At 67.6% G+C, this 25,993-nt stretch carries 21 protein-coding genes; 16 read left to right on the forward strand and 5 right to left on the reverse strand.

All coding sequences use genetic code 11. The annotated features are described in order from the left end of the window. The first annotated feature begins 11 nt into the window (after positions 1-11). The gene (locus ABDW31_RS13875; RefSeq protein WP_343699021.1) at positions 12-3,236 is read left to right on the forward strand and encodes a TonB-dependent receptor; all 3,225 of its coding nucleotides are present in this window, start codon (positions 12-14) and stop codon (positions 3,234-3,236) included. A gap of 63 nt (positions 3,237-3,299) precedes the next feature. On the opposite strand, the gene ABDW31_RS13880 is transcribed toward ABDW31_RS13875, so the two are convergent. After that, the gene (locus ABDW31_RS13880; protein WP_343699022.1) at positions 3,300-6,251 is read right to left on the reverse strand and encodes a TonB-dependent receptor plug domain-containing protein; all 2,952 of its coding nucleotides are present in this window, start codon (positions 6,249-6,251) and stop codon (positions 3,300-3,302) included. A gap of 178 nt (positions 6,252-6,429) precedes the next feature. Then, a complete protein-coding gene (locus ABDW31_RS13885) occupies positions 6,430-6,930 on the reverse strand; it encodes a nuclear transport factor 2 family protein (protein ID WP_343699023.1) in 501 nt (166 codons plus the stop codon). A gap of 103 nt (positions 6,931-7,033) precedes the next feature. Here ABDW31_RS13885 and ABDW31_RS13890 point away from each other — a divergent pair, with 103 nt between their 5' ends. Then, positions 7,034-8,179 carry a membrane dipeptidase gene (locus tag ABDW31_RS13890; RefSeq protein ID WP_343699024.1) on the forward strand — a complete coding sequence of 382 codons (1,146 nt, stop codon included), beginning with the start codon at positions 7,034-7,036 and terminating at the stop codon, positions 8,177-8,179. Positions 8,180-8,533: 354 nt separating this feature from the next. After that, positions 8,534-9,064: an antirestriction protein ArdA gene (locus ABDW31_RS13895; RefSeq protein ID WP_343699025.1), complete on the forward strand. Its 531-nt coding sequence runs from the start codon at positions 8,534-8,536 to the stop codon at positions 9,062-9,064. A 15-nt stretch (positions 9,065-9,079) separates the two neighbouring features. Here the strand turns inward: ABDW31_RS13895 and ABDW31_RS13900 are convergent, their stop codons facing one another. Together ABDW31_RS13900 and dinB are read right to left on the reverse strand one after the other, a co-directional pair. Further along, positions 9,080-9,205 carry a hypothetical protein gene (locus ABDW31_RS13900; RefSeq protein WP_343699026.1) on the reverse strand — a complete coding sequence of 42 codons (126 nt, stop codon included), beginning with the start codon at positions 9,203-9,205 and terminating at the stop codon, positions 9,080-9,082. Positions 9,206-9,214: 9 nt separating this feature from the next. Further along, a complete protein-coding gene (dinB, locus tag ABDW31_RS13905) occupies positions 9,215-10,348 on the reverse strand; it encodes a DNA polymerase IV (protein WP_343699027.1) in 1,134 nt (377 codons plus the stop codon). A gap of 152 nt (positions 10,349-10,500) precedes the next feature. On the opposite strand from dinB, the gene ABDW31_RS13910 reads away from it, so the two are divergent. Further along, positions 10,501-10,842 (forward strand): hypothetical protein, encoded by a 342-nt coding sequence (locus ABDW31_RS13910; protein WP_343699028.1) that lies wholly within the window; start codon positions 10,501-10,503, stop codon positions 10,840-10,842. A gap of 23 nt (positions 10,843-10,865) precedes the next feature. Here the strand turns inward: ABDW31_RS13910 and ABDW31_RS13915 are convergent, their stop codons facing one another. Beyond that, positions 10,866-11,756 (reverse strand): endonuclease/exonuclease/phosphatase family protein, encoded by an 891-nt coding sequence (locus ABDW31_RS13915; RefSeq protein WP_343699029.1) that lies wholly within the window; start codon positions 11,754-11,756, stop codon positions 10,866-10,868. Positions 11,757-11,934: 178 nt separating this feature from the next. On the opposite strand from ABDW31_RS13915, the gene ABDW31_RS13920 reads away from it, so the two are divergent. From ABDW31_RS13920 to ABDW31_RS13975, 12 genes are all read left to right on the forward strand, one after another. Next, on the forward strand, positions 11,935-13,086 hold the full coding sequence (locus ABDW31_RS13920) for a hypothetical protein (protein ID WP_343699030.1): 1,152 nt from the start codon (positions 11,935-11,937) through the stop codon (positions 13,084-13,086). A 64-nt stretch (positions 13,087-13,150) separates the two neighbouring features. Beyond that, positions 13,151-14,335, forward strand: coding sequence for a DUF2806 domain-containing protein (locus ABDW31_RS13925; protein WP_343699031.1), 1,185 nt, complete (start codon positions 13,151-13,153; stop codon positions 14,333-14,335). 141 nt (positions 14,336-14,476) lie between these two features. Then, positions 14,477-15,607 (forward strand): ABC-three component system protein, encoded by a 1,131-nt coding sequence (locus ABDW31_RS13930; RefSeq protein ID WP_343699032.1) that lies wholly within the window; start codon positions 14,477-14,479, stop codon positions 15,605-15,607. Continuing rightward, entirely contained in the window at positions 15,604-16,113 is a 510-nt protein-coding gene (locus ABDW31_RS13935) for an ABC-three component system middle component 2 (protein ID WP_343699033.1), read from the forward strand. Before ABDW31_RS13930 ends, ABDW31_RS13935 begins: the two co-directional genes overlap by 4 nt. Position 16,114: 1 nt before the next feature. Beyond that, the gene (locus ABDW31_RS13940) at positions 16,115-17,980 is read left to right on the forward strand and encodes a hypothetical protein (protein WP_343699034.1); all 1,866 of its coding nucleotides are present in this window, start codon (positions 16,115-16,117) and stop codon (positions 17,978-17,980) included. Between the two features lie 223 nt (positions 17,981-18,203). Next, positions 18,204-19,970 (forward strand): reverse transcriptase family protein, encoded by a 1,767-nt coding sequence (locus ABDW31_RS13945; protein WP_343699035.1) that lies wholly within the window; start codon positions 18,204-18,206, stop codon positions 19,968-19,970. A 334-nt stretch (positions 19,971-20,304) separates the two neighbouring features. Then, positions 20,305-20,949: a TetR family transcriptional regulator gene (locus tag ABDW31_RS13950; RefSeq protein WP_184720035.1), complete on the forward strand. Its 645-nt coding sequence runs from the start codon at positions 20,305-20,307 to the stop codon at positions 20,947-20,949. 143 nt (positions 20,950-21,092) lie between these two features. Then, positions 21,093-21,488: a zinc ribbon domain-containing protein gene (locus ABDW31_RS13955; RefSeq protein WP_184720033.1), complete on the forward strand. Its 396-nt coding sequence runs from the start codon at positions 21,093-21,095 to the stop codon at positions 21,486-21,488. Then, positions 21,485-22,645: a transporter gene (locus ABDW31_RS13960; protein ID WP_184720032.1), complete on the forward strand. Its 1,161-nt coding sequence runs from the start codon at positions 21,485-21,487 to the stop codon at positions 22,643-22,645. The genes ABDW31_RS13955 and ABDW31_RS13960 overlap by 4 nt, the downstream gene beginning before the upstream one ends. Further along, entirely contained in the window at positions 22,642-23,481 is an 840-nt protein-coding gene (locus tag ABDW31_RS13965; RefSeq protein WP_184720030.1) for an alpha/beta hydrolase, read from the forward strand. Before ABDW31_RS13960 ends, ABDW31_RS13965 begins: the two co-directional genes overlap by 4 nt. A gap of 3 nt (positions 23,482-23,484) precedes the next feature. After that, on the forward strand, positions 23,485-24,720 hold the full coding sequence (locus ABDW31_RS13970; RefSeq protein WP_184720028.1) for an FAD-dependent oxidoreductase: 1,236 nt from the start codon (positions 23,485-23,487) through the stop codon (positions 24,718-24,720). A gap of 62 nt (positions 24,721-24,782) precedes the next feature. Continuing rightward, the gene (locus ABDW31_RS13975) at positions 24,783-25,967 is read left to right on the forward strand and encodes an aromatic ring-hydroxylating dioxygenase subunit alpha (protein WP_343699036.1); all 1,185 of its coding nucleotides are present in this window, start codon (positions 24,783-24,785) and stop codon (positions 25,965-25,967) included. The last annotated feature ends 26 nt before the right edge of the window (positions 25,968-25,993 follow it).

Raw genomic sequence — 25,993 nt, forward strand, 5'->3', positions numbered from 1 at the left:
AGAATAGAGCCGTGCGCTCGTCAGCTCTCTGTAAGGCCGCCGCCGTCGCGGCCCTGCTCACCGCCACGGCCGCGCCCGGCCCTGTCGCCGCGCGCGAGCCATCGGTCCGCTTCGATCTGCCCGCGCAGACCCTGGGCAGCGCCTTGCGCGCCTTCGGCCAACGCGCCAACCGGCCGATCATCTTCTCCGAGCCGGCCGTGCGGGGAAAGCTGAGCCGGCCATTGCGGGGAACGTTCGGGGTCGAGGACGCCTTGCGTCGCCTGATCGCCGGCAACGGCCTGATGGTCAGTCGAACCGACTCCGGCGTCCTGGTGGTTTCTCCAGCGCCGGCCGCGCCGCAGGCCCCGATGGCGGTCGCCCCGGCGATCGACGACGGCGCCGCCGTTTCGGAGCTGGTCGTCACAGGATCGCGCATCCGTCGGACCGATCCCGATACGGTGGCCCCGGTCGTGATGATCTCGCCCGAAGACCTCAACGACCGCGGCTTCTCGCAGTTCGGCGATCTGCTCAACCAGAACACTTCCAACACCCCAGCCCTGCCGATCGCGGCCACCCAAGGCCTGCCGGTGCTGACGGCGGGGCGCCAATCGCCCAATCTCTTCAACCTGGGGGGAGGGCGCACCCTGACCCTGGTCAACGGCCGCCGGATGGTGACCTCAGGCTCGGGCTTTGGCGACCGCTCGGTCGACGCCAACCTGATCCCCGCGGGCCTGGTCCAGCGCGTGGAGGTGGTGCAGGGCGGCGGGGCGGCGATCTACGGTTCCGAAGCCATCGCCGGCGTCGTCAACTATGTGCTCAAGCGCGATTTCGAGGGCCAGGAGTTCACGGCCCAGTACGGCCTGTCCTCGCGCGGCGACTATCCGCAATCGTCGCTACGCTATACCGGCGGGCGTGGCTGGGCGGGCGGACGCGGCAATGTCGCGATAAACCTGGAATGGTCGCGCACGGGCATGCTGACCGAAGCCGACCGGCCGTTCACCGCCAGCGCCCAGCGCGCCGTGACCAACCCCCTCAACACGTCGAGCAGCGACGGCCAGCCGCCGACGGTCTATGTCGCCAATACCCGCCTGTGGTCCTACAACCGCAACGGCGTGATCTTCGCCGGCAATGGCGCGAGCCCGGCCAACCTCCTGGCGGTCAATGGCGCAGCCGCGCAGTTCAGCGCCGACGGCCAGACGATCACAGCCTATGATCCAGGCCAGATTCAGCCGTCCAGCAGCGTGGCGATCGGCGGTCAGGGGTTGGACACGCGGGTCCTGTCGTCCCTTGCCGCGCGGGTGCGGCGCTACACCGGCGCACTGATCGGACACTATGACCTGACCCCTTCGGTGCGGCTGTCGGGCGAGCTGATCTACGGCGAGACCAGAGCCGTCGAGCCCTACGGCACCCAGAGCATCGTGCGGATCGTCGGGGGGGCGGCCTCGGCCGGGCAGGGGCCGATCGCTTTTACGCGGGACAATCCGTTCTTGACCGCCTCGCAGATCGCGGCCCTGTCGGCGGCCAGTTCGAGCTTCGCGGCCGGGGGGCCGCTTTATCTCTCCAAGTTCTTGGATGTCCTGCCGGACCGCGAGCGCAGCAGCCGCACGCGAAGCGGCCGGGCGTTGGTCTCGCTGGATGGCGATTTCAGCGCCGCCGATCGTCAGTTCTACTGGAGCGCCGCTTTTGGTCGCAGCCGCACGGAGGCCTCCCAGGCTGTCTGGGCGCCCTACACCCTGCACCTGAACAACGCCCTGAACGCGGTCAGGAACGGCGCCGGCCAGATCGTCTGCGCGATCAACGCCGACGCGATCACCACCAACGACGACCCGGCTTGCGCGCCGCTGAACCCCTTCGGAGACGGCCAGGCCTCGGCGGCCGCGCGGGCCTATGTCTCGGCGCGGTCGGGCGCCGATTACGCCACCGTCCATGATGACCTGCTCGGCTCGCTGGGCGGCGATCTGTTCGGCTTACCGGGCGGCCAGGCCCAGTTCAGCCTGGCCTACGAGCACCGCCGCGAGGTCGCCCGCTACGCGCCGTTCGCCGCCGATGCGGCGGGTCTGCTGTTTTCGGGGACCAAGAGCATTCCTCAGCGCGCCGGCTATCACACCAACGAGTATTCCAGCGAACTGCTGGCGCCGCTCCTGGGCGGGGCGTTCGCGCCGCCAGGCGTGGAGCGATTGGAGCTGAGCGGCTCCTATCGCCTCGTCGACAACAGCCAGGCGGGCCGGGAGGCGGTCTGGGGCGCGGGGCTGCGGCTGAAGACGACGTTCGGCCTTAGCCTGCGCGCCTCGCGCAGCCGCAACTTCCGCGCCCCGACCCTGGACCAGCAGTTCGCCCCGGCGACCATGGGTTTTACCTATATCGCCGTGGATCCCTGCGACGCCGACCGCATCAACGGCGGACCCAATCCGGCCGCGCGCCTGGCCAACTGCCAGAAGGAGTTTGCGGTCCATCCCGAATACGGCCCGTTGGCCAGCTTCCAGGACCCGGCCGAGAACACCGCCGTCACCGCCGTCACCACGGGCGGCAATCGCGACCTGAAGAACGAGACCTCCCACACCCTGACCCTGGGCCTGGTCTATCAGCCGAGCTATGCGCCGGGCCTGACGATCTCGGTCGACCAGATCGCCATCGAACTGCGCAACGGCCTATCCAGCTTCAGCCCGGCCAATTATCTGTCGGCCTGCTACGACAGCGCCTCGCCGCTCGCCTTGGCCTGCGAGACCTTCACCCGCGACGCTTCGGGGACGGTCGTCACCGCTCGCCAGAGCACCTTCAACGCCGGTCTCGTCCAGTACCGGGGCGAGGTCTACAACCTCGGCTACCGTTTTGCGCTGGGGGCGCCCTGGAACCGAGACCTTGGAACTCTGGAGCTTTCGGGCGAAGCGACCCACACCACCCGCTACGTCACCTCGGTGACGGGGACCGACCCCGTCCACGCCGAAGGCACGGCCGCCGCGCCGTCCTGGCGCGTGCGGATGGACGCCCGCTACACGCGCGGCCCCTTGGGTCTGACCTGGTCTGTCTATCACCTGCCGCAAGCCAGGAGCGGCTACAACGACACCATCGAGACCACCTCGATCCCGGTTCTGGCGTCCAACAGCCAGCACTCGGTCTCGGCCTCCTACGATCTTGGCCAGCTGACCTTGCGCGCCGGCGTCACCAACCTGACGGATAAGGCGCCTAGCGCGCCGCTGCGCACCTATGGCGACATCATCGGCCGCCGCTGGTTCCTGGCTCTGCGCCAGCGCTTTTGATCTGGCGGCAAAACGCCGGGCTGCGCGAGCAGCCCGGCGTCTGGTCTCAAGCGATCGCGCGCCTCAATAGCGGGCGCGCAGGCCCAGATAGAACTGGCGGCCCAGCACGTCGCCATAGGTGCGCGTCGGGAACGACGGGCTCTCGTCGGTGAAATTGTTCACCCCGGCGCGGAACGTGTAGTTCCTCCAGTTGTACTGCGCCGACACGTTGTGGACCGTGTTCGACGAGATCATCGGGACCGGGGTGGTCTCGATGGTGTCGGTGATGCTGATCGGCTCCTCGGGCAGATAATAGGCCGAGTAGAACAGGCGCAGCGGGCCCTTGCTCCAGCGGACGTCGAAGCGGGCGCGGATGTCGGGCACCGAGGTGGTGTCGTCCGTGCGCGAGTGCGTCGTGCCGTTGGTCGAGGTGTCGTAGCGGGTGGTGTGGGTGACCTCGGCCCCCAGCTCCATCTGGCCCAGATCCTTGCCCCACAGGCCGCCCAGCGGGAAGCGGTAGTTGATGTTCCAGATGTCGCCGTTCCAGGTGATCAGGCCGGCGTTGAAGGTCATCGACTGGGCCTGGGTGATGTAGCCCTGGGCGTTGCGGGTGAAGGTGGCGCAGGCGTCGGCGTTGCCCAGGTCGTAGCAGTTCGCCGCGAAGGTGGCGGCGGTGAACGACACCAGGCCGTCGGTCAGGGCCACTTCCACGCGGTCGGCGGTGATCGTCAGGCCCGGAATGAACTTGGGCTGGAAGATCACCCCCCAGGTGGTGGTGTTGGAGATCTCGTTCTTCAGGTCAGGGTTGCCGCCGCTGGTGATGGTGACAAGGCCGCTGCTCTCGGCGGGGTCCTGGAAGGTCGCCAGCGGGCCGTATTCGGGATGGGCCGCGAACTCCTTCTGGCAATTGGCCAGGCGCTGGGCCGGATTGGCGCCAGAGTTGATGCGGTCGGCGTCGCAGGGGTCCGTACCCAGCGGGTTGCCGGTCGAGGTCGTGCGAGGCGCGAACAGCTGGTCCAGCGACGGGGCGCGGAAGTTACGGCTCTTGGAGGCGCGGAACGCCAGGCCAAGACCGGTGTCCCAGCGGCCGCCATAGCCCCAGACCTTCTGGGTTCCGGCGATCGAGTGGTCGACATAGCGGTAGGAGCCATTGAGCTCCAACGCCTTGACCCCGGGCAGGGTGAAGTCGCCGCCCAGGACTGGGATCAGCAGCTCGCCGGAGTACTCGTTGGCCGAGAAGCTGGCGTCGCGGTTGACCAGCGGCGAGCCGGTGGTGGCGATGCCGGTCCGGTCGGCCTCCGAGGGACGGTATTGGGTGCTCTCCTTGCGGTGTTCGTAGGCGGCGCTGAACTTGGCCGGACCGGCCGGCAGCTTGATCAGGTCGCCGCCCAGCACGACCAGGAAGTCGTCCTGGACGTTGTGATACTTGATGCCGGTCAGCGTGGAGACATAGGCCCGCGCCGCGGCCGACTCGTTGCCCTGACCGAAGGGATTGAGCGGGGCGCAGGCGGCGTCGTCATTGGTGGTGATGGCGTCGGCGTTGATCGAGCAAACGATTTCGCCGGCGCTGTTCTTGACCGCGCTCAGGGCGTTTTGCAGGTGACTCAGATACGGCGCCCAGAGGCGGTACTGGTAGTCGCTGACGGCCCGGCTGGCCGAGGCGCTCCAGGTGAAGTCGCGGTTCCAGAGGTTGAAGTCGCCGTCCAGCGCGCCGGCCACGCGGTAGACGTCGGTCTCGGTCTCGCGGTTGCGCGAGGGCAGGATGTCCATGAACCGGGTCATCGACAGGTTGCCGCCCGCGGCGAAGGTCGGGCTGGCCGCGCTGAGCGTGGCGATGTCGCTGGCGCTCAGGAAGGGGTTGGTGTTGTTGAAGGTAATCGGACCGTAGGCGCCCGTATTGCCGATCGTGCGGAAGATCGACTGGGTGCCGTAGGGGTCGTTCGACTGCTGGTGCGAATACAAAAGCTCGCCCGACGCCTTGATATGCGGCGTGATGTCGAAGTGGCCGATGGTCGTGAAGTTGTAGCGCTCCTGGCCCGCGGCCAGGGTCGACAGGTCGCGGGTGTCCAGGCCCTGGCCGCCGACGGCGGTGCTGCTGGTCCCCTGGATGACGCCGGTGTCATAGGGGATCACCGATTGGCCGTCCGGCGAGAACTGCAGCGCCGTGCCGCCTGAGCGTAGCAGGCCGGCCGAGGTTCCGTTCGGCGTCGCCCAGATCACGCCGTAGCGGTTGTATTGCCAAAGGTGGCCGTCGAAGACGTACATCGTTGGCGCGATGCCGTCGGTCGTGGAGGTGTTGGCCGGGTTGGTAACGTTGCGCAGGCCGTTCGACGTGGCCGGGCGGTCGCTTTCCAGCAGGGCGTCGGTCTTGGACCAGGACAGGTCCATGGCGATGTTGCCGCGCCCTTCGGCGAAATTCTTGCCCCAGGTCGCACGCAGCGAACGCTTGGGATAGTCGCCTCGCGTGCTCTCGCCGTACTGGGCGTCCAGCTCCAGGCCCTGGAAGTGGTCCTTGAGGATGTAGTTGACGACCCCGGCGATGGCGTCCGAGCCGTAGACCGACGCGCCGCCGCCCTGGACGATGTCCACGCGCTGGATCAGGCCGGTCGGGATGACGCCGGCGTCGACGACCCGGTCGCCCAGGCCCGACGAGGTCGCCACCATACGCCGCCCGTTGACCAGGGTCAGGGTGCGTCCAGCCCCCAGGTTGAAGAGGTTGGGCGACTGCTTGCCGTCGCCGGCCGGAAAGCCTTGCGACGTCGAGATCGGCAGCACCGGCGTGTTCGACGTCACCTGGTTTAGCAGCTCGCCGACGTTCACCGCGCCGCGCTCTTCCAGGTTCTCCTGGGTCAGCACCGTCACCGGCGCGGCGGTCTGGGTGTTGCTGCGCGGAATGCGCGATCCGGTGACGACGATTTCGGACACCGTGCTGTTGTCGGCCGCGGCGCTGGTCTGGGCCTGGGCGCCGCCGCCCATGGCCAGGACCGCGGCCACCGCCGTCGAGCCGCAAAGGCCCGCCAGTCTCTCGATACGCATATTGAACCCCCTCTGTTGCGACGGGTCCCATCCCGTCGTTCATGAGGTGCTACGCACGAGGTCGAGAAATACCGGCGCTACAGGAGGCGAAAGACGGTAGCGACTGTCACGAACGCGCCGCGCGCTGGTTTTCAGCGCGCGGCGCCCAGCTTGGCGGCAGTGAGATTTTCTCCAGGTTTTACGGATGCTTGTTGGCCAAGTAGGCCTTGATCTCGGCCGTCAGCTTGTCCGTCAGCGCATCCGGAATGGGCAGGGTCAGGTGATACTGGACAAGGCGCCAGGTCCCGTCTTCGCCGCGCACCGCCACCCCGCTGTCGCGGGTGACGCCGTACTTGGGACTGTCCAGGATCTCGTCGAAGACGGCCACGCAGCCGCAGGGCGCGGGAACCATGTCGAGGTGGCGTTCGCGCGGGACATAGGTGAAGCCCTCGCCCTTGTCGAACCAGGGGCCGAACGCGGCCTTGAACTGTTCGATCGTCCAGCGCTCGCCGGCATCGGTGCCAATGAATACCGCGCCCGGGGTCCACAGGCTGAAATAGGTCTTCCCGTCAGCCTTGGCCGCGGCGGCATGGAGGGCGTCCAGGGTCTTGTCGAGGCCGGCGGGGGTCTGGGTCTGGGTCTGGGCCTGGGCGGCGAGCGGCGCCAGCAGGGCCAGGGCGAAGATCAGCGGGCGGATCATGAAAGGGGGTCCTTGGCGAACGGGGGCAAGCTCGGCTTTTCCGAGCTCATACGTAAAACGTTCGAGAGGCGCGTGTCCGCCTCGACCATCGAGGAAAACCGCCATGCCGACCCGCCGCAACCTGACGACCCTGGCCGCCGCAGCGATCGCCGCGCCCGGGTTGCTGACCGGCGGGCGCGCCCAGGCGCAGTCCCCGCGGTTCGTGGGCAAGGACCCGTTGCGCGATCTGGTCGTCATCAACAGCCTGGGCGGCCTGGAGGATCCCAATGTCGGGGACCTGGACGCCGGCGCGCCGATCAGCCGGCGTCTCATGGACGATGCGCGCGCCTCCGGCGTGACCGCGATGAACTGGACGCTGGGCTATGTCAGCGGCAAGGCCGATCCGTTCGAGGCCAGCGTGCGCGACGTCGTGCTGTTCGACGGGATGATCCGCGACCACGCCGACAGATTTGTGAAGGTGACGACCACGGCCGACATTCTCCGCGCCAAGGCCGAGGGGAAGATCGGCGTCATCTACGGTTTCCAGAACGCGGCGATGATGGGCGACAAGGCCGATCGCGTCGACCTGTTCGCCGACATGGGCCTGCGGGTGATCCAGCTGACCTACAATCCGCAGAACCAGGCCGGCGGCGGCGCGCTGTCCCCGGAGGAGTCGCCGCTGACCGACTTTGGCCGCCAGGTGGTCTCGCGCCTCAACGCCCGTCGCGTGATCGTCGATCTGTCGCACAGCAGCCGCCGGACCTGCCTGGACGCAGCCCGCGCCTCGACCGCGCCGGTCTGCATCAGCCACACCGGCTGCCGGGCCCTGAACGACGTGCCGCGCAACAAGACCGACGAGGAGCTGCGTCTGGTCGCCGAGAAAGGCGGCTATGTCGGCATCTATTTCATGCCGTTCCTGGCCGATCGCCAGATCACCAGCGAGGATGTCTGCCGCCATATCGAGCACGCCATCCAGGTGTGCGGCGAGGACGCGGTCGGGATCGGCACCGATGGCGGCCTTACGGGCATCGACGACCTGGAAAAGTGGAAGCTCGCCTTCGCCGCTCAGATCAACAGCCGTCGAGCCCAGGGGATCTCCGCTCCGGGCGAGCGACCGGACTCCTATGTCTTCGCCATCGACATGTTCGGTCCCGACCAGTTTCGCATCCTGGCCCGCAAGCTGGCCGAGCGCGGACATCCGCCGCGTCGGATCGAGAAGATCCTGGGCCAGAACTTCATGCGCTATGCCAAGTCGGTCTGGGGGGCGTGAGCGTGAGGCTCATAGCGACGTGGCGACGGCGCAGGACCGCTGGGCAGGCCAAGGTCCGTCTCGTCTTGGCGTCCTTGGGGACGAGGTGGCCGCTCAGGCGCGGGTGAGGCCGGGCTGAACGCAAGGAGCCTTGGTCTGTCGCGCATCCTCCTGGGTCAGGCCATGCGTAGGCGCTGAGGGCGAGCTCTGGCTTGGGGCTCCGCCCCCGGCGCGCTTCGGATCGCCTTCCGCCCAGCTTCGGTCCCTTCGGGCCCTGCAGCCGGGTCCCCGCGAAGCCGCCCCTCCGCTTGCACCCCCGCTCTCGCCGAGGGGCAAGGGTTCGATTGTTCGAACCCTGCCTTGAGGATGAGGAAGATGGGACAAGCTGCTGAAATCCTTGAGCCCCGCATCTATGTCGCGTGTCTGGCCGCCTATAACGGCGGGCTGCTGCACGGCGCCTGGATCGATGTGGACGATGACGCCGACGCCGTGCGCGCGCAGATCGCCGCGATGCTGGCGGCCTCGCCCGAGCCGGGCGCCGAGGAGTGGGCGATCCACGATTACGAGGGGTTTGGCGGGGTGGAGATCGCCGAGTATGCGGCGATCGACAGGGTGGTCGAGGTCGCCGCCTTCCTGCGCGCGCGCGGGCGGCTGGGCGCCCTGGTGCTGGCCTATTGCGATGGCGACCTTGATCGGGCCCTAGAGGCGCTGGACGAGGGCTATCGCGGCCGGTTCGCCAGCCTCGCCGATTGCCTGGAAGAGGCCTGCGAAGACCTGACCGCCGTGCCCGAGGGCCTGCGCCGCTATATCGATTGGGACGCCATGGCCCGCGACGCGGCGCTGAACGGCGAGGTCTTTACCGTCGAGACCGCGCCGGACGAGGTGCATGTGTTCTGGGCGCGCTAAGGGGCGGTTCCTGGCCTAGCGGCCGATCAGGTCGCTGGCCAGGAAGGCGGCAAGGCCGGCGGCCAAGCCCGTCAGGGCCAGGAGGCCCGCCCAGCCGGCAGGCGTCAGCAGGCGGGCGGCGGGGCGGCGGCGAGGGGGCATGGGGCGACCTTAGGCGTATTGGGGCGCGCGCGCCAGATCAGGGACGAAGGCAGGGACGGGGGCGGCGTCGAGCGCCAGCCCCAACTGCTCGTCCTTCAGGGCGACGGCCTGATCGAAATTGGACAGTGTCACCCCGACCAGCCGGATGCCGCAACGGGGCGGATAGACCGAGCGGACCAAGGCCAGGCTGACGGCGCGCAGGGTCTCTTGATCCGCGATGGCGGCAGGCAGGGACCGGCTGCGGGTGGTTTGCTGGAAATCGGCCCACTTGACCTTGACCGTCACCGTGCGCGCCCGCGCGCCGGTTTTCTCGCACCAGGCCCAGACATCGTCGGCCATTTCCAGCACGCCCGCTTCGATCGGCCCCGGCGCGACATGATCCTGGTCGAAGGTGGTCTCCGAGCCTGAGGACTTGCGCACCCGGTCGGGATTGACCAGGCGAGGGTCCTGGCCCCGGGCGATGCCATGGAACCAGGGTCCCGACTTGCCAAACTGCGCGACCAGGAACTCAAGGCTCTGGCGATGCAGGTCCTCGCCGGTGTGGATGCCCAGGCGCTTCATCTTGGCCTCGGTCACCGCGCCCACGCCGTAGAACCGCCCGATCGGCAAGCTGCGCACGAAGGCCTCGCCGCGCTCGGGCGCCACCACGAACTGGCCGTTGGGCTTTTTCTGGTCGGAGGCCAGCTTGGCGATGAACTTGTTGTAGCTGATCCCGGCCGAGGCGGTCAGGCCGGTCTCGGCCAGGATCCGGGCGCGGATTTCCTTGGCCGTGTCCGTGGCGCTGGCCAGCCCCCGGCGGTTGGCGGTGACGTCCAGATAGGCCTCGTCCAGCGACAGCGGCTCGATCAGGTCGGTGTAGTCGGCGAAGATCGCGTGAATCTGGCGCGAGACGGCCCTGTAGACCTCGAACCTGGGCGGCACGAAGACCAGCTGCGGGCACAGGCGCAGGGCGGTGGTCGAGGGCATGGCCGAGCGGACCCCGAACCGGCGGGCCTCGTAGCTGGCGGCGGCGACCACGCCGCGCCGGGCGCCATGACCGACGGCCAGCGGCTTGCCCTTGAGGCTGGGATCATCGCGCTGCTCCACCGACGCATAGAAGGCGTCCATGTCGATATGGATGATCTTGCGCGTCGGCGACTCCATGTCCCAAGTTCTAGCATGTCGTGAACGAAAGGGGAACTTTCGGACTTGCCGAGGCGAGTGGGATCGCGCAGAACCCGTCGCCTGCGGCGCCGCGTCGCGGGACGGTCGGCCGGGTTCTGGGCCATCGTCGAGGCGTAGAAGGGGCGTTGGGCGTGTCGCGGATTGAAGGTGAGTTCCTGACCCTGGCGCTGGAGATCGGCCTGGCCGAGGCGATCCTCGAGGCGATCCGGGGCGTTGATCGCGCCATCGCCGAGTTCCCGCCAGGCCCCCCGACGCGCTATCTTCAGCGCTTGGCCGAGCAGCGCGCGGCCTTGCGCGATCCAAGCCTTCGCACCAGCGTGGCCCTGGTGGTGGCCCTATGCGAGCGCAGGCCAGACCTGACCGCGACCATCCAGCCGGCGTTTGCGCGATTGGTCGAGGTCTATCCGGACCTGGGCTGGTTCTACGCCCAACTGCCAAGCGGGGATGGGCAGGCGAGCCGGCGCGCCGGCTAGGCGGCGGGGGGAATGCCGGGCGCCTAGCGCAATACGGCCACGACCGGGCAGTGGTCCGAGGGATGGCCATCGGCCGGGGCGTAGGCTTGTTCCTCGAAGCCGACCAGGTCGCGGCCGGCCCGGGCGTCCAGCACGATGTGGTCGATGAACTCGCTATAGCGCGGGTCGCACTTGGGCGTGGTCGTCCCTTCGGCCAGCGACAGGTCGGCATTGGCCGGCTGACCATCGTCCAGGTCGGCCCACAGCACGTCGTCCTTGCGCGCCAGGCGGCGGTTGAAATCGCCCAGCACCACGAAGCGGACGGGCTCGGCGGCGCGCGCGTCGATCCAGCGCTCCAGGACCGGGACCTGCTGCTGCAGCGTCGGACAGGCCTGGCCGCCCAAGCCGCTGAAACAGCCGGACTTCAGGTGAACCGCCAGAAGACGCAGCGGCGCATGACCTGGCGCGCGCACGGTGATGTCCACGCCCGAACGCAGGTTGGGATTGCCCAGCGCCAGATCGACCAGATCGGGGGCGCGCTCGAAGGAGACGCCCTTGCGGATGGCGAAGCCGACGGCCTGGCGGGTGAGCTTGCGCCCCTCCTGTCCGCCGCACGCGAAGTGTTCGCCCGCCGGCCGTTCCTCGATGATCAGCTGGTACTTGGCCGGGTCGAACACCCGGGCCGCGGCCTTGACCGACTCCACCTCCTCGAAGGCGATGACGTCGGCGTTCAGCTGCTCGGCATAACGGCGCATGACCGCATAGTCGGCGTCGGTGCGGGCCTTGCAGCCCTGGGCGCCATCTTCGGACAGATGCTCCATGTTCCAGGTGGCCACCCGCAGCGGCGCCCGGGGCGAGGGCGAGGGCGAGGGCGGGACCGAGGCGCAGGCGGCCAGGGACAGGCAAAGGGCCAGGGCGGCGAGCGGCCGGTGCATCGGGGTCTCCTCGAAAGGGCGCATGGCGGCCCTGCATAGCTTTGGAGGCGCGCCCGGCAAAGGGGGCAGGGGTCTGGCGCGGGTCTTCCTGGTCGCCGCCGGCGCCCCCGCGCACGGTTTGACTTTCGAACCGCGGCGCTTCTAGCCTGCAACCCTGGGGTATCGGGGGACGGGCGGCATGGACATCGACAGCGACGAGATCCACCCTTTCCGGTTTCGGCGCACGCGTCCGTTCGCCCGCCAGGTCGCCCGGATCGCCGACCAGCATCGCGCCGCCTTCCAGGGCGTTGGCCTGTTCGACGCGGTGGCCGGCCAGGTCCTGGCCACCTACCAGGAGGTCATCGGCCGGCGGCCGGTGGCCGAGCGCCCCAAGGCCGCGACCGCGATCGTCATGTCCGAGGGCTCGCTGGCGGTGCAGTACGCCCGCTTCGTGGCCAAGGGACGCAACACCTTCATGCTGACGCCGGCGCTGGTGGAGATGCTTTCCCACACCGACATGGCCGGCGTGCGTCTGTCCGACCTCAGCTTGCCGTTCGACAGTTTCTATATCGGCCTTGGCGGCGCCTTCGACGGCGCGCTACCGGGGCTGCCCAACCACATCGACGGCGCCTATGTCGAGCGGGTCGCCCAGGACACCCTGACCGTGTTTCTCACCACGCGCCGCCTTGGCCCGGACGCGTTGGGCGGCAAAGGCTGGCCCGAGACCCGCGACGACTATTTCGCGGTCCACCTGAAGGATCGCGACGGGCAAACCTCCCTGCTGGACGCCTTCAACGCCGCGGTCGAGGAGGAGATCAACCGCAAGCCCGAGCACGAAACGATCAAGGAAGCGCTGGAGGATCCCGACTTCAAGGCGCCGGACGGTTGGGCCGTCACCCTGCCGCGCGAGCCGATGCATGTTGAGATCATGACGCGGTTCACCGCCAGCGTGCCGGCCGCGGCGATCGCCGTGGCCCTGGTCGGCAACGCCCTTTGCTATTTGAGCGCCGCGCCGGAGGTCTCCGAGCCGTCGCTGCCGGACGATGCGCCCGTCGTCACCGCCATGGCGCTGCTGACCGGCACGCCCAAGGTCCAGCAGAAGGCGCGGGCCGAACTGCTCGATCGCGGCATCTCGGTGATCCGCTGGCTGGGGCCGCGTCAGTCGCCTTCGGCCTCGTCGGGGCGCGGTGGCGGCGGGGGCGGTCGTCAGGCCGCGCACTGGCGGCGCGGTCACTGGCGACGTCAGGCGCACGGGGTGGGGCGGCTCGAGCGCAAGCTGGTCTGGATCGCGCCGATGATGGTCGGGACCGGCCAGATCGAGCCGCGCGAGCGGGTCTATCTGGTCGAGTAGCCGCTCCTGGGCGGCGGCGGATCGGCGCGTTGCGCCGCGGCGATGGAAAGGGGGAGGGCGACAGATGGCTGATGGGGACCAGAAGTCCGAGCTGGGCGCGCTGGTCGGCGACCTGGCCGGCCTTGGCAAGACCGGCGAGGCGCTGATCGCGGCGATCTCCAAGCTCGTCGAGGGCCTGGCCGCGCCCTTCCAGACCCGGCGCCTGGGCTATGCCCAGACCGACGTGGAAACCGACCGCCTGATCCGCACCACCGAGGCCCAGATGATCGCCGAGGCCCTGAAGGCCGGCGACCTGGGTCTGCGCGAGCGGGCCGGCTCGCGGCTCGTGGCCCGCGAGCTTGGCCGGCAGAAGAACCTGGAAAAGGTGCTGGCCCTGGCGGCCGCCCAGATCAAGGCCGAATGGAGCGCCCAGCAGGACCAGGCCGAGCCGATCGACGACGACTGGATGGAGACCTACTTCCGCTATGTCGAGAACGTCTCCAACGCCGACATCCAGGCGATCTGGGCCAGGGTTCTGACCCAGCAGGTCAAAGGAGCGGGCAGGGGCGTTTCCCTGGCCACGCTCGACAGCCTGCGACTGCTGGAGCCGCACCTGGCCCGCGCCTTCGAGCGGGTGGCCAAGGCCTGGGCGGCCTTCGGCGTGGTGCTGGACATCGACGTCGGGATCGAAAGCGCCGATCTGTCCATCTACAGCCACGAGCACCTGGCGCTGCAGGGACTGGGGCTGATCGAGATCGTCGCCAAGCGCGAATATTACCTGCAGGGCAAGGGCTACGCCTTCGTGTTCAGCCAGTCCGACGACCCGGATCTGAACGCCATGGACTATCACGACGTCGACTTCAGCCAGATCCGGCTCAGCTGGCGCGGCATCGAGCTTTGCGGGGTGCTCTTCCCGGGGCTGCTCGAATGGGATCCGCGCATGGAGGGCCACCTGGAAACGCCTGTCGACCTGGCCGGCTGGTCGAGCCTGGACATGCGCGCCACGGTCATCGCCCATTGGTTGGAAATGCTCGGCTCCATGGCCCCGGCCATCGTCCTGGGACACCACGCCAGCACCAGCCCCGAGGCCATGCTCGTGCGCAGCCAGAGCGTCTTCACCCACGTCTGGACCGACATCCTCGGCTGGCGTCGCCGCCAGCCCCAGGCCTCCACCGAAAACAGCTACCCCCAGGAGATCCAGCAGCTGCTGGCCGCTTCCATTCCCGCCAGCGATCCACGCTGGGACGCGGGCGAGGGCCAGGCGATCTAGGGGAGGGCAGGCGCTCGCGTCGCCGGGCTGGTCTACCCCTTCCCGCTAAGCGCGATTGCATAAGGATGCTCGCGTTGGTAGCCATGGCGCCGCTTGGCTGACTTGGCGAAAGTCAGGGTGGAGACGGTTGGGGGCCGTAACTTGGGGATCGAAAAGAGTAAGCCTGCGGCGACCCTGGAGGTGTTGCCCGCGCCGACGGCCTGGCCAAACGCCAATGCGCGCCTTCTGGGCCTGGGTGTCGGCCTGCCGATCGATGCGCTCGACCGGCTGGCTCAGTTCAGCGCCAAGGAGTTCGAACGCTTCACCCTCGAATGGGCCGAAGGCTACCTGAAGTCCAGGCTTGCCGATGTGCATGAGGTCCAGCAACGCGGCGGCGCGGGCGACAAGGGCCGTGACATCGTCGTGTGGCTCGATCCGCCGTCGCTCGCACCCCGCCGATGCCGCATCTACCAGTGCAAGCACTATGGCGTCGCGCTTGGGCCAGGACCGGCCGCGGGCGAGATCGCCAAGCTTCTGTACTACACCCTGGCCGGTGAGCAGCCGGTCCCCGAACTCTATGCGTTCGTCACCCACAAGGGCGTCACCGGCACGCTGCAGGACCTCTTGGACGCGCCCGAGGACTTGAAGGCCTTCGTCCTGGCCAACTGGGCCAGCCACTGCGCCGATGCGGTCTCGTCCAGGTTCACCTTCGCGCTGACGCCGCAGGTGCAAGCCCATATCGCGGCTTTCGACTTTTCGATCTTCCGGGCCAAGCAGCCTCTCGAGCTGCTGAACGAGCACGCCCAGACGCGCTATCACCTGACGGTGTTCGGCGCGCCGCTGGTCGAGCGTCCGCCCACCCAAACCCCGCCCTCCAGCGTCGCGCCGCTGGAAACGGCCTATATCGCCCAGCTCTACGAGCTGATCGGCCAAAAACTGAACCTGGTGGTCAGCAAGCCCGAGGACGTGCCGCGCGAAGAGGGACTTCGCGTCCTGTTCGATCGCTCGCGGATCACCTTCTACTGCGCCGAGGGGCTCAAGGAACTGGCCCGCGATCAGATGGCCGACCAGCAGTTCTTCACGACCCTGCTGGACGAGTTCACCGACGGCCTGTTCTACACCTACACCGCCGCCGGCCAGACCGGGCATCAGCGATTGCTCGAGACCATCAAGCACTCGCAAAACCTCCAGCTGGGCGCGCACGTCCTGGCGCCGCACGTGCAGGCCAAGGACCGCGAGGGCATGTGCCACCACATGGCCAATGAGGACCGTCTGCACTGGTGCGCGCCGTGAGCCCGCAAGCCACCAGGCCGCCCCCGATCGCGCGGCCGTTCAACTCGCCGCTCGAATGCGGCCTTCGCATGCTGTTCGTGCTCGCCGCGTCCAAGGCCACCCCTTGCGACCTGCAGCGGCTGATCGTCTACGACTACCTGATGGTCCATTCTGGCGATGTCGAAGGGCCCGTCAGCCTGCACCCGGCGGTGCCGTTTCGCGGCGGCGAAATGCTGGTCAAGCGCGACGTCCTCAAGGCGGGGCTGGACCAGATGTTCTCCAAGGAGCTTCTGGAAAAGCGCTTCGACGCCGGCGGCATCAGCTATTGCGGCACCGCGCTCACCACCGCCTTCGTCGGGCTGATGGCCAATCCCTATTCCGAGGCGCTGCGCTGGCGCGCCCGCTGGGTGGTCGAGCGCTTTTCGCCTCTCTCCGATCATGAACTGACGACGTTCATGGACGAAAATCTTGGCCGGTGGGGCGCGGAGTTCGACCGCTACACCGCCCTGAACGACCTGGAGCTTTAGTGTGTTTCAACTGCGTAGAGTCGTGGTTCGAGGCCTGGGCCAGCCGGACGCGGGACTGACCTTCCACGCGGGCGCCAACATCCTGGCGGGCCTGTCCGACACCGGCAAAAGCTACCTCGTCCATTGCCTGGACTACATCTTCGGCGCGGCCAAGATGACCAAGCAATTTCCCGAGGCGCAGGCCTACAGCCAGCTTTACGTCCAGTTCGCCAACGACGAGGGCGAGGCGCTGACGCTCTATCGCGCGCTCGCCGGCGGCGACCTGCTCGCCTATAGATGCGCCATCGACGACATCACGGGCGCCGGCGAGGTCATCGTCCCCCAGCGGCGCGGAACCAGCACCGCCAAGGACGTGACCTCGGCGCTTTTCCCGTTCGCCGACCTCCCCGAAGCCCGCCTGCGCAAGAATGTCCGCGGCGAGCTGCAACGCCTGACCCTGCGTCACTGGATGCCGTCGATGCTGGTCGACGAGGTCGCCGTCATCGACGAGCGCTCGCCGGTCCAGGGCGCGCCGGGCTACGACAAGACCATCAACGAACGCGCCTTTGCGTTCATGCTGTCGGGACGCGACGACGCCGACGTGGTCACGGCCGAGCGCAACGACGTCATCGTCGCGCGGCTTCGCGCCAAGCTTGCCGTCATCGACGCCCTGATCGAGCCGATCGAAAAGCGCCTGGCCGAGCCGGCCAAGGAAACCGAGGACTCGATCGACAAGGTGGAGGCGGCGATCGCCCAGCTGTCCACCGTCATCGAAGGCAGCGCCCAGGCCCACGAAGCCCTGCAGGCCGAGCGCGGGGTCGCCCTGGCCCAGCAGCAGAAGGCCGAAGGTCAGGTCGTGGCCATCGACGAGCTGCTCGGGCGCTATCGCCTCCTGGAGAGCCGCTATATCTCCGACCTGGACCGCCTGGATTTCATCGCCGAGGGCGCCCACTACTTCGGCGAGCTGCAGACCGTGGCCTGTCCGCTTTGCGATCAGGTGATGGAGGAGGCCCACGATCACGGCGCCCATGGCGCCGATGTCCAGCGCGCCGCGCAGGCCGAGGGCGCCAAGATCAAGGCGCTGCGGGCGGACCTGACCGGCACGATCGAAAATGTCGAGGCGCGTCGCTCCTACCAGGTCGAGCTTGCCCAAACGGCCCGCGCGAGGGTCCAGCGCGTCGACCGCGACGCCGCCGCTCTGATGAGCCCGACCCTGCGCGACGCCGATGTTCGCCTCACCCGCCTGGTCGAACGACGGGTCGTGCTGGAGGCCGTGCGCAGCGACCGCGACCAGCTCAACAGCCTCAAGACCATGCGCCAGGAGATCGAGCGCGACGCGGCCCAGCCGCGCAGCACGGCCCAGACCTGGGAGGCGCTGCCGGCCAAACCGCTGGAGGATCTGTGCCTGGAGATCCAGCAGGTGCTGGCCGAGTGGAGCTGGCCCGGCAACGGGCGCGTCACCTTCAATCACCAGGCCTACGACATCGTGGTCGATGGCCAGGCCCGGCAGTCGCACGGCAAGGGCGTTCGCGGCGTCCTCTATTCGGCCTTCGTGATCGGCCTGATGAACTACTGCCGCAAGAGAGGGCTGCCCCACCCTGGCCTGGTGGTGATCGACTCCCCGCTGACGGCCTACAGCAAGGTCAAATCCGCGGGCGCAGGCGCCAAAGGGGTTCCGGTCGACGCCGGTGTCGAGGCCAAGTTCTGGGCTTCGCTCAAGCGTATCGGTCCCGAAGTGCAGGTGATCATCGTCGAGAACAAGGAGCCGCCCGAAGACGTCGCCCAAGCCCTCGATGCGATCTGGTTCGCAGGCGAGACGACGACGGACGGTCAGCGGTTCGGTTTCTTCCCGCCGCTGCCGCCGGACGAGGCTGAAGCCGACGGCTGATTTGGGCGAGCCGTGGAGCGATGGCGCCTTGGAGCGAGCACGCTCCAAACCCCAACCCGCCGACAGCCACACCCTACTACGCGCAGAGCTTGAGGGGAGGGCGCTAAGCGACTAAACGTTGCCGCACGGGGGGCGGAATGGCGACAAGGTTCAAGACGCGAGTCGCGTCTGCCGAATTCGGGACCACTTGCTTCGTGCGCGCATCCGCCTCTCGATCCGCAGCATGACGATGTTGCCGCGATACGATCTCACGCGAATACGAACTCGTCTGCACCTGACGACGGTTCTTGGGATCGACGACGCCCACCTCGAACACGTTTTGGGCTTTGTACCGCCACCGGATCTAGAGCCCACTGTCGAGGAAGACGATGGCGTCGTCGTGGAAATGCCGGCGTTCTTTCGCCACAAGATCCCTAAGCGCAACAAGGCCAGGGGCTACAGGATCGCGTGGGAACCGGCCTTCTTGAAACCCAGGTACAAGGCTCTTGCCGGGTATCTGGGGAAGTACTTCCGCTATCGGTTGAACGCTTTTCCGCACCCCGCCACGTTCGGCTACGTCGGCGGCCGGAATATCAAGGGCAATGCCGAGGCCCACTGTGGCCACACCCACCTGTTGGTGGTCGATATTGAAGCCTTCTTTCCGTCGATCACGCGCGGGCGGATCGAGGCGCTTCTGCTGGACTGCGGCTTCAATTCGGAGATAGCAGACCTTCTCAGCCGCTTTCTGACCATCGACGGCAGCCTGCCGCTTGGCTTGCCGACCAGCCCTGTCGTGTCCAATGCGGTGTTTTTGGCTGCCGACATCGAACTTGCCGCACTCGCTGAGCGCTGCGGCGCCACCTACACCCGCTACTCTGACGATATGAGCTTTTCCGGGAACGGCGAACTGCCAAGCCCGGATGACATCGATACGATCTTGGCTGGACATGGCTTCTCGCTCGCCAGATCCAAGACGCGCCGGTCGCGGCGCGGTCAGGCCCATTTTGTCACCGGTCTGAGCGTGAGCGAGGTCGATCAGCCCCACGTTCCCAAGGTCAAGAAGAGGCGCTTGCGACAGGAGCTCTATTACGCGGGTAAGTTCGGCTTAGCGGACCACCTCACGCGTCTGGGCGTCAATGACGACGACGTTCTCCAGGAGCAGATCAATCGCCTCGACGGGACCGTGAAATTCGTCGCCCACCACGAGCCGCGCCTGGCGCCGCGGTTGCGCCATGCATGGGGCGAGATCCTGAAGGAAGCTGATGCCAAACCAAGCTTCAAGCCCCGCAGTCAGACGGGCGAGACTTTCGCCATCGCCATCGATGAAGCTGAATATCGATCTCCGCGGGGGCACGTCCTAGCCCTCGGACTAACGGTAAGCCAGCATCAACAGCGTGTCGTGGGCCTGGCCAACGAAGTCCTTCAGGAGGCGCTAGGCAACCTGTGGGCGGCCGGGGACCCGGTGGCCATCGAGAAGCGGGGACTGCACTATAACGACGCCACGCCCGATCTTCGTCTGCGCTACGTGCAACAGCTACGGGTCATGCCGTTCGAAGGCTATGTAGTGATGGGACCGTTGGCTGGACCTGACGTTTACGAAGCCACCTATTTGCGACTTCTAGGGGCGGTGATCCGGCGGCGGCTGATGGCCGCTGAAGGTAAGTTCGCTGGCTTTGTCGTCGAGAAGAATAACAAGGTGGCCGAAACCAAGATCCGGGCGCTGATCCTTGAAACGGTCGCGGCGCTCAAGGCTGAGAAGAGCCGTGGGCCAAAGGCCGCGTTCGTCCATTTCGTCGCCAAGCCGGACTTGCACGTCAGCGTGCCGGACTTCCTGCTCGGAGTTCTGGGCGACTACCTCAAATCCGTTGATGCGAAGGCAGGCAAGCCCGAAGGGCGCGACCGGCTGATGTTCGAGCAGATCCGGGACAAGTACCGCCTCATCCTCGATGTCGAGCCCTGGACCGAATACTCACGCCGCAGGCCCATCTCGCCCTGGACGGATTGGGCCTGATCGACAGGCCGCCGCGGGAGCGGCATCATCTCGCTTCCATCCTTTGGACTTGTGACGCTTGGCGATTTCCAGTTCCAGCGGTAGCCTCCGCTTAGCACTTACGGGCACGGGGGCCACGCTTTTGGCCTTTGTCACTCCTAGGCAAGCGATGGAGTAGAATAGCGTACTCGTAGTTATCTGTTTCGTCCGACATGGGGCGCCAGTCGCCACAGCGCTACGTAGGACGCCAAGCGGCCAAGCCTAAGGCGCGTCTGCTTCTAAACCCAAGCCTCAAAGCCGTTGACTATCTAGTCAATCGATTAGCTAGTTTGCCCTCCATCAAGGGGGAGGCCGAGTGCGGGCTAAGGAACAGGATGCGAAGCAGGGGCGGCGCGATTCGCGCGGCATCCTCTTCGATGCGACAGCGGCGTTGTTGTCCGAGCGCTCGACGATCGAGGTGTCGCTTAGCGAAATCGCTCAGCGGTCGGGCCTGAACTCGGCCCTGATCAAGTACTATTTCGGCAGCAAGGAAGGTCTGCTGCTGGCTCTGCTCGAGCGCGTGGCCGAGCATTCGATGGCTGATCTGGCCAGTCTCGTTTCGATGGATCTCACCGCCGAACAGAAGCTGCGCATCCATATCGGCGGCATTATCAACACCTACTATCGATCGCCGTATGTGAACCGGCTGATCAACTACATGATCGCTCGCGGCGATACGGCCTCCAGCGAGCGGGTCGCCAAGATCTTCGTCGAGCCGATGGTTTCGGCTTACCGCGCAATCGTCGAGCAGGGCGTGGGCGAGGGGGCGTTCCGGCCCATGGACCCGGGCATGCTGTATTACAGCGTGGTTGGGGCCTGCGAGCACATCTTCTATGCGGGCTATTCGCTGCCCACGACGCTGGGTCTGTCGGAACTGACCGAGCAGGTGCGCCAGCAGTATGTCCAGCACGTGCTGGATCTGGTCTTCCACGGCGTGCTGGCGCGACCGGAGCCCGTTTAGCAATAGGCTGCGATGGCCTCGACGGAGCTTCTCACGACCTCAAAACTAATGATGTTAGGAAAAATGATTGATCCCAGCAGGCGGTGACTTTAAGTGATCGACTAAGGCGTCGCGACAAGACGACGCCGTCAGGGAGATCGCCGATGAAGGGCCTGGGCCAGGACGCGCGATATTGGGAGGCTCTGGCGCAGGGGCGGCTGGAGTTGCCGCGCTGCGCGGCGTGCGAACGCTGGCGCTGGCCAGCGCCGTTCCGCTGCGGCGACTGCGGCAGCTGGGCGTTCGCCTGGCAGCCCGTCGCGATGCGCGGCGTGATCTACTCCTGGACCCGCACCTGGCATCCGTTCGAGGGCACCGAAGGGTTCGGCTCGCCGTTCGTGACCCTGTCAGTGGCTCTGCCCGACGCGGGCGACATCCGGCTGATGGGCGTGCTGGACGGCGAGGGCGAGCCGGTCATCGGCGCGGCGGTCACCGGTCACGTGGGCCAGGCCGAGGTCTATGGCCGAACCATCCCCGGCCTGCGCTGGAGGATGGCGGCATGAGCGGCTTTCCCGTGAGCACGGCCGTCGTCGGCGTCGGTGTGCGGCAGTACAAGCGCGGCGGCGCGCCTTTGCCCGAGCAGGGCGTTCTGGTCGGCGCCATCGTCGACGCCTGCGAGGACGCGGGCCTCGATCCGTCCGAGATAGACGGCTTCGTCTCGTATGGCGACGACAAGAACGAGCCGGTCCGCATGGCCCCGGACCTGGGGACCAGAGATCTGTGCTGGTCGGCCCAGGTGTTTGGCGGCGGCGGTGGCGGGATGGCGGCGGCCTTCGGCCTGGCGGCGGCGGCGATCATGAGCGGCCAGGCCCGGACCGTCGTAGTGTTCCGAGCCCTGGTGCAGGGCGACAGCGGCCGGCTTTCCGGCGCGGTCATGGCCCACCACCTGAACGACCACATCATGGCCGCCGGCAATGTCGCCCCGGCCATCGAGTGCGCCATGCGCGCCCAGCGGATGCTGGAGCACCACAAGGTGCCCCGCCAATGCCTGGAGGATCTGGTCCGGGCCTCGTATCACCACGGCGCGCGCAACCCGAAGGCCATCGCCTACGGCAAGGATCTGGATCTGGAGGTCTATCGATCCTCACGGATGATCAGCGAGCCGTTCCACCTGTTCGACTGCTCGCGCGAGAACGACGGGGCCGGCGCCCTGATCCTGACCTCGGCCGAGCGGGCGCGGGACCTGAAGCAGAAGCCGGTCTATCTGAAAGGCGTGGCACAGGGCGCGGGGCGCGGCTGGGGCGACCTGCTGCAGAACGACGACCACTACGCCTCGGCGGGCTTCGAGTCCGTCGCGCGCCGAATATGGGCCCAGACCGGCCTGGCCCCGGCCGATATCGACGTGGTCCAGCTCTACGAGAACTTCAGCGCCCAGGGCGTGGCCTCGCTGATCGACCACGGCTTCTGCACCTATGAGAGCGTCGGTGAGGTGGTGCGCTACGACAACCTGATCGCGCCGACGGGCAAGTTGCCGGTCAATACCGCGGGCGGAAATCTGGCCCAGGGCTTCATCCACGGCATCGGCATGGCGATCGAGGCGGTGGAGCAACTGCGCGGGACCTCGGCCAATCCCGTCGCCGGCGCGCGCTACTGCCTGCTAGCCGGTGGGCCGGGCGCGCCAACGGTCAGTTCGGCGATCTTCGCGACGGAGGCCCGATGAGGATCGCCACGCCTGACGCCCTGACCCTGGCGGCGGACGTCGATGGTCCGCCGGACGCGCCAGTCGCGGTGCTGCTGCACGGCGGCGGCCAGACCCGCTACAGCTGGGCCGGGGCCATGACGGCCCTGGTGGTGCGCGGCTATCGGGTGATCAACTACGACGCCCGCGGACATGGCGACAGCGATTGGTCCGCCGCGGGCGCCTATCACCTGGACGATCGCGCGGCCGACCTGGCGGCGGTGACCCGCGACCTTCGGGTCCCGTTCGCCCTCGTCGGCGCGTCCCTGGGCGGGGCGACGGCGATCCAGGCCGTGGCGCGAGGCCTCCAGCCCGCCGTCGTGGTGCTGGTCGACATCGTGCCAGAGCCGGAGCCCGAGGGCGTCGGCCGGATCGTCGGCTTCATGCGCGGCCACCCCGACGGCTTCGCCTCACTGGACGAGGCCGCCGACGCCGTAGCCGCCTATAATCCAGACCGCCCCCGGCCTTCGGATCCCTCTGGCCTGATGCGCAATCTGCGCCAGCGGTCTGATGGCCGACTGGCCTGGCATTGGGACCCGCGCATCGTCGAGGCCGATCCCCAGACGCATCATGAAGAAGTCCGGCGCTCGGCCGTGGCCCTGGCGCGGACGGACATCCCGGTGCTGCTGGTGCGCGGTCTGCGCAGCGATGTCGTCAGCCCGGCCGGCGTAGCCGCCTTCCAGGCTCTGATGCCGCGCCTGGAGATCGTCGACGTGGTCGGCGCCGGCCACATGGTCGCCGGTGACCGCAACGACGCCTTCAACGCCGGCGTCCTGGATTTCCTGGCCCGGCGCATGCCGACTGCGAGAAGAGATTGAATCATGCAGCGCTATGACGTCCTGATCGTCGGCGGCGGCCATGGCGGCGCCCACGCGGCGGTCGCCCTGCGCCAGGGCGGCTTCACCGGCTCGATCGCCATCGTCTCGGCCGAGCCCGAGCTGCCCTATGAGCGGCCGCTGCTGTCTAAGGACTACCTGGCCGGCGACAAGGCCTTCGATCGCCTGCTGCTCCGTCCCGAGGCCTTCTGGGCCGAGCGGAGCATGACGATAATCCTGGGGCGGACGGTCGTGGCTGTCGATCCTCAGGCCCGCGCCGTGACCCTCGAGGACGGTGAGGCCCTGGGCTACGGCAAGCTGGTCTGGGCGGCCGGCGGAGCGCCGCGCCGCTTGACCTGCGCCGGCTATGACCTGCAAGGCGTCCACGCCGTGCGGACCCGCGCCGACGTCGACCGGATGATGGCCGAGCTGCCCGATGTCGAGCAGGTCGTGGTCATCGGCGGCGGCTATATCGGCCTGGAGGCGGCCGCCGTCCTGACCAAGCTGGGCAAGCGGGTCGTGCTGCTGGAGGCGCTGGACCGTGTCCTGGCCCGGGTGGCCGGCGAGGCCCTGTCGCGCTTCTACGAGTCCGAGCATCGCGCCCACGGCGTCGATCTGCGCCTGGGCGCACGCGTGGACTGCCTGGAAGGCGACGGCCAGCGGGTCACCGGCGTGCGCCTGGCCGACGGCGAGATCGTCCCGGCCCAGATGGTCGTGGTCGGCATCGGCATCGAACCTTCGGTGGCGCCGCTGCTGGCGGCGGGCGCGGAGGGCGGCAACGGCGTGGCGGTGGACGGCCTGTGCCGCACCAGCCTGCTGGACGTCCTGGCGATCGGCGACTGCGCGTTGCACGCCAACCGTTATGCCGACGGGGCCTGGATCCGGCTGGAGTCGGTGCAGAACGCCAACGATCACGCCGCCGTGGCCGCCGCCGCCATCCTGGGCGGGGAGGACGCGTACGACGCCGCGCCATGGTTCTGGTCCAACCAGTACGACCTGAAGCTCCAGACCGTGGGCCTGTCGACCGGTCACGACCAGGCGGTGCTGCGCGGCGATCCGGCGACGCGGTCGTTCTCGGTGATCTACCTGCGCGAGGGCAGAGTGGTGGCGCTGGACTGCGTCAATGCCGTCAAGGACTACGTCCAGGGCCGCAAGCTGGTCGTCGACGGCGCCCGGATTGAACCTGCGGAACTGGCGAACAGCTTGATCCCGCTCAAGCAAATGGGCGTCGCAGTCGCTTAAAACTATTGTCATTAGGTTTTTACGTGCTAGGCTTCAGCCAACGATAAAAGGGAGGCGTGATCATGGATCTCGTCGCTGAGAAGAAGCCTGTCGCCGAGCGCAAGGTCACGACCCTGGCGGCTCTGACCGCCAACCAGCAGGCGGCGATCCGCAAGATCCCGGCCGAGGTCGACGCCGTGGTCGAGCCGCTGGAGGCTACGCGCCCCAACGCCATCTTCACCGGGCGCGAGCGGTACGACGCCGAACAGGCGAAGATCTTCCGCCGCTATCCCGTGCCGGTGACGGTGTCGGCCCTGCTGCCCGAGCCGGGCATGGTCATGGCCCATGACGGCTACGGCGTGCCGCTGCTGATCTCCCGCACCCGCTCGGGCGAGATCAAGGCGTTCCTCAACGCCTGCCAGCACAAGGGCTCCAAGCTGCTGGAGGACTGCGAAGTCCACAAGCGCGGGCGGGTGACCTGCCCCTATCACGCCTGGACCTACGGCATCGACGGCAAGCTGATCGGCGTGGCCCGCAACGAGGCCTTCCTGAACCTGGACAAGAGCCAGCGCAGCCTGGTCGAGCTGCCGGCCCGCGAATGGGGCGGCATCGTCTATGTCCAGCTGGACCGCAGCCAGCCCGCCGACTGGTCGCAGCTGCACGACCAGGTCGCCGCCGACTTCGCCGCCCTGGGCATTCCGACCGCCCATGTCTATGGCCGCAAGACCTTCGACCTGAAGGCCAACTGGAAGGTGATCCTGGAGCCGTTCCTCGAGGGCTATCATGTGCAGCGTCTGCACGCGGCCTCGATCGGCGATCTCTTCCAGGACGCGCCCAACATCGTCGACCTGTTCGGGACCAACATCCGCCAAGTGTCGGGCCGCATCGGCTACGTGCCCGAGATGCTGGACGAGGACCCAGGCCAGAACATCCACAAGCTGGTGACCCACGCCTACACCGCGTTCCCCAACTGCGTGGTGGTGACCAGCCAGTACTACACCAGCGTGATGATCCTGATGCCGCGCGATACGGGGCGCACGACCGTCGAGTACTTCATGCTGACCCCGGGCGAGCCGACCACCGACAAGGCCCGCGAGGTGTTCGCGCGCTCCTACGAGCTGATCCTGAACGTCTTCGGCGGCGAGGACTTCCGCGCCGCCGAGATCAGCCAAATCGGGCTGGAGGCCGGCGTGCCCGAGACCACCGTCTACTGCGGGCTCGAGAGCAACATCGTCCGCTACTACGACGCGCTGGAAGCTCTGCTCTAACGCCAGGATTTCGAAGGCCGACAAAC

The organism is Caulobacter sp. (assembly GCF_039596335.1).
In the GTDB taxonomy this organism is placed as follows: domain Bacteria; phylum Pseudomonadota; class Alphaproteobacteria; order Caulobacterales; family Caulobacteraceae; genus Caulobacter.

Excerpts from the sequence above, each read along its gene's own strand:
- ABDW31_RS13965 (WP_184720030.1), top strand. The coding sequence starts at position 22,642 with ATGAGGATCGCCACGCCTGACGCCCTGACCCTGGCGGCGGACGTCGAT.
- ABDW31_RS13900 (WP_343699026.1), bottom strand. The coding sequence starts at position 9,205 with ATGCCCCCTCGCCGCCGCCCCGCCGCCCGCCTGCTGACGCCTGCCGGC.
- ABDW31_RS13880 (WP_343699022.1), bottom strand. The coding sequence starts at position 6,251 with ATGCGTATCGAGAGACTGGCGGGCCTTTGCGGCTCGACGGCGGTGGCC.
- ABDW31_RS13885 (WP_343699023.1), bottom strand. The coding sequence starts at position 6,930 with ATGATCCGCCCGCTGATCTTCGCCCTGGCCCTGCTGGCGCCGCTCGCC.
- ABDW31_RS13975 (WP_343699036.1), top strand. The coding sequence starts at position 24,783 with ATGGATCTCGTCGCTGAGAAGAAGCCTGTCGCCGAGCGCAAGGTCACG.
- ABDW31_RS13915 (WP_343699029.1), bottom strand. The coding sequence starts at position 11,756 with ATGCACCGGCCGCTCGCCGCCCTGGCCCTTTGCCTGTCCCTGGCCGCC.
- ABDW31_RS13960 (WP_184720032.1), top strand. The coding sequence starts at position 21,485 with ATGAGCGGCTTTCCCGTGAGCACGGCCGTCGTCGGCGTCGGTGTGCGG.
- ABDW31_RS13895 (WP_343699025.1), top strand. The coding sequence starts at position 8,534 with ATGGGACAAGCTGCTGAAATCCTTGAGCCCCGCATCTATGTCGCGTGT.
- ABDW31_RS13955 (WP_184720033.1), top strand. The coding sequence starts at position 21,093 with ATGAAGGGCCTGGGCCAGGACGCGCGATATTGGGAGGCTCTGGCGCAG.
- ABDW31_RS13970 (WP_184720028.1), top strand. The coding sequence starts at position 23,485 with ATGCAGCGCTATGACGTCCTGATCGTCGGCGGCGGCCATGGCGGCGCC.
- ABDW31_RS13945 (WP_343699035.1), top strand. The coding sequence starts at position 18,204 with ATGACGATGTTGCCGCGATACGATCTCACGCGAATACGAACTCGTCTG.
- ABDW31_RS13920 (WP_343699030.1), top strand. The coding sequence starts at position 11,935 with ATGGACATCGACAGCGACGAGATCCACCCTTTCCGGTTTCGGCGCACG.
- dinB (WP_343699027.1), bottom strand. The coding sequence starts at position 10,348 with ATGGAGTCGCCGACGCGCAAGATCATCCATATCGACATGGACGCCTTC.
- ABDW31_RS13925 (WP_343699031.1), top strand. The coding sequence starts at position 13,151 with ATGGCTGATGGGGACCAGAAGTCCGAGCTGGGCGCGCTGGTCGGCGAC.
- ABDW31_RS13890 (WP_343699024.1), top strand. The coding sequence starts at position 7,034 with ATGCCGACCCGCCGCAACCTGACGACCCTGGCCGCCGCAGCGATCGCC.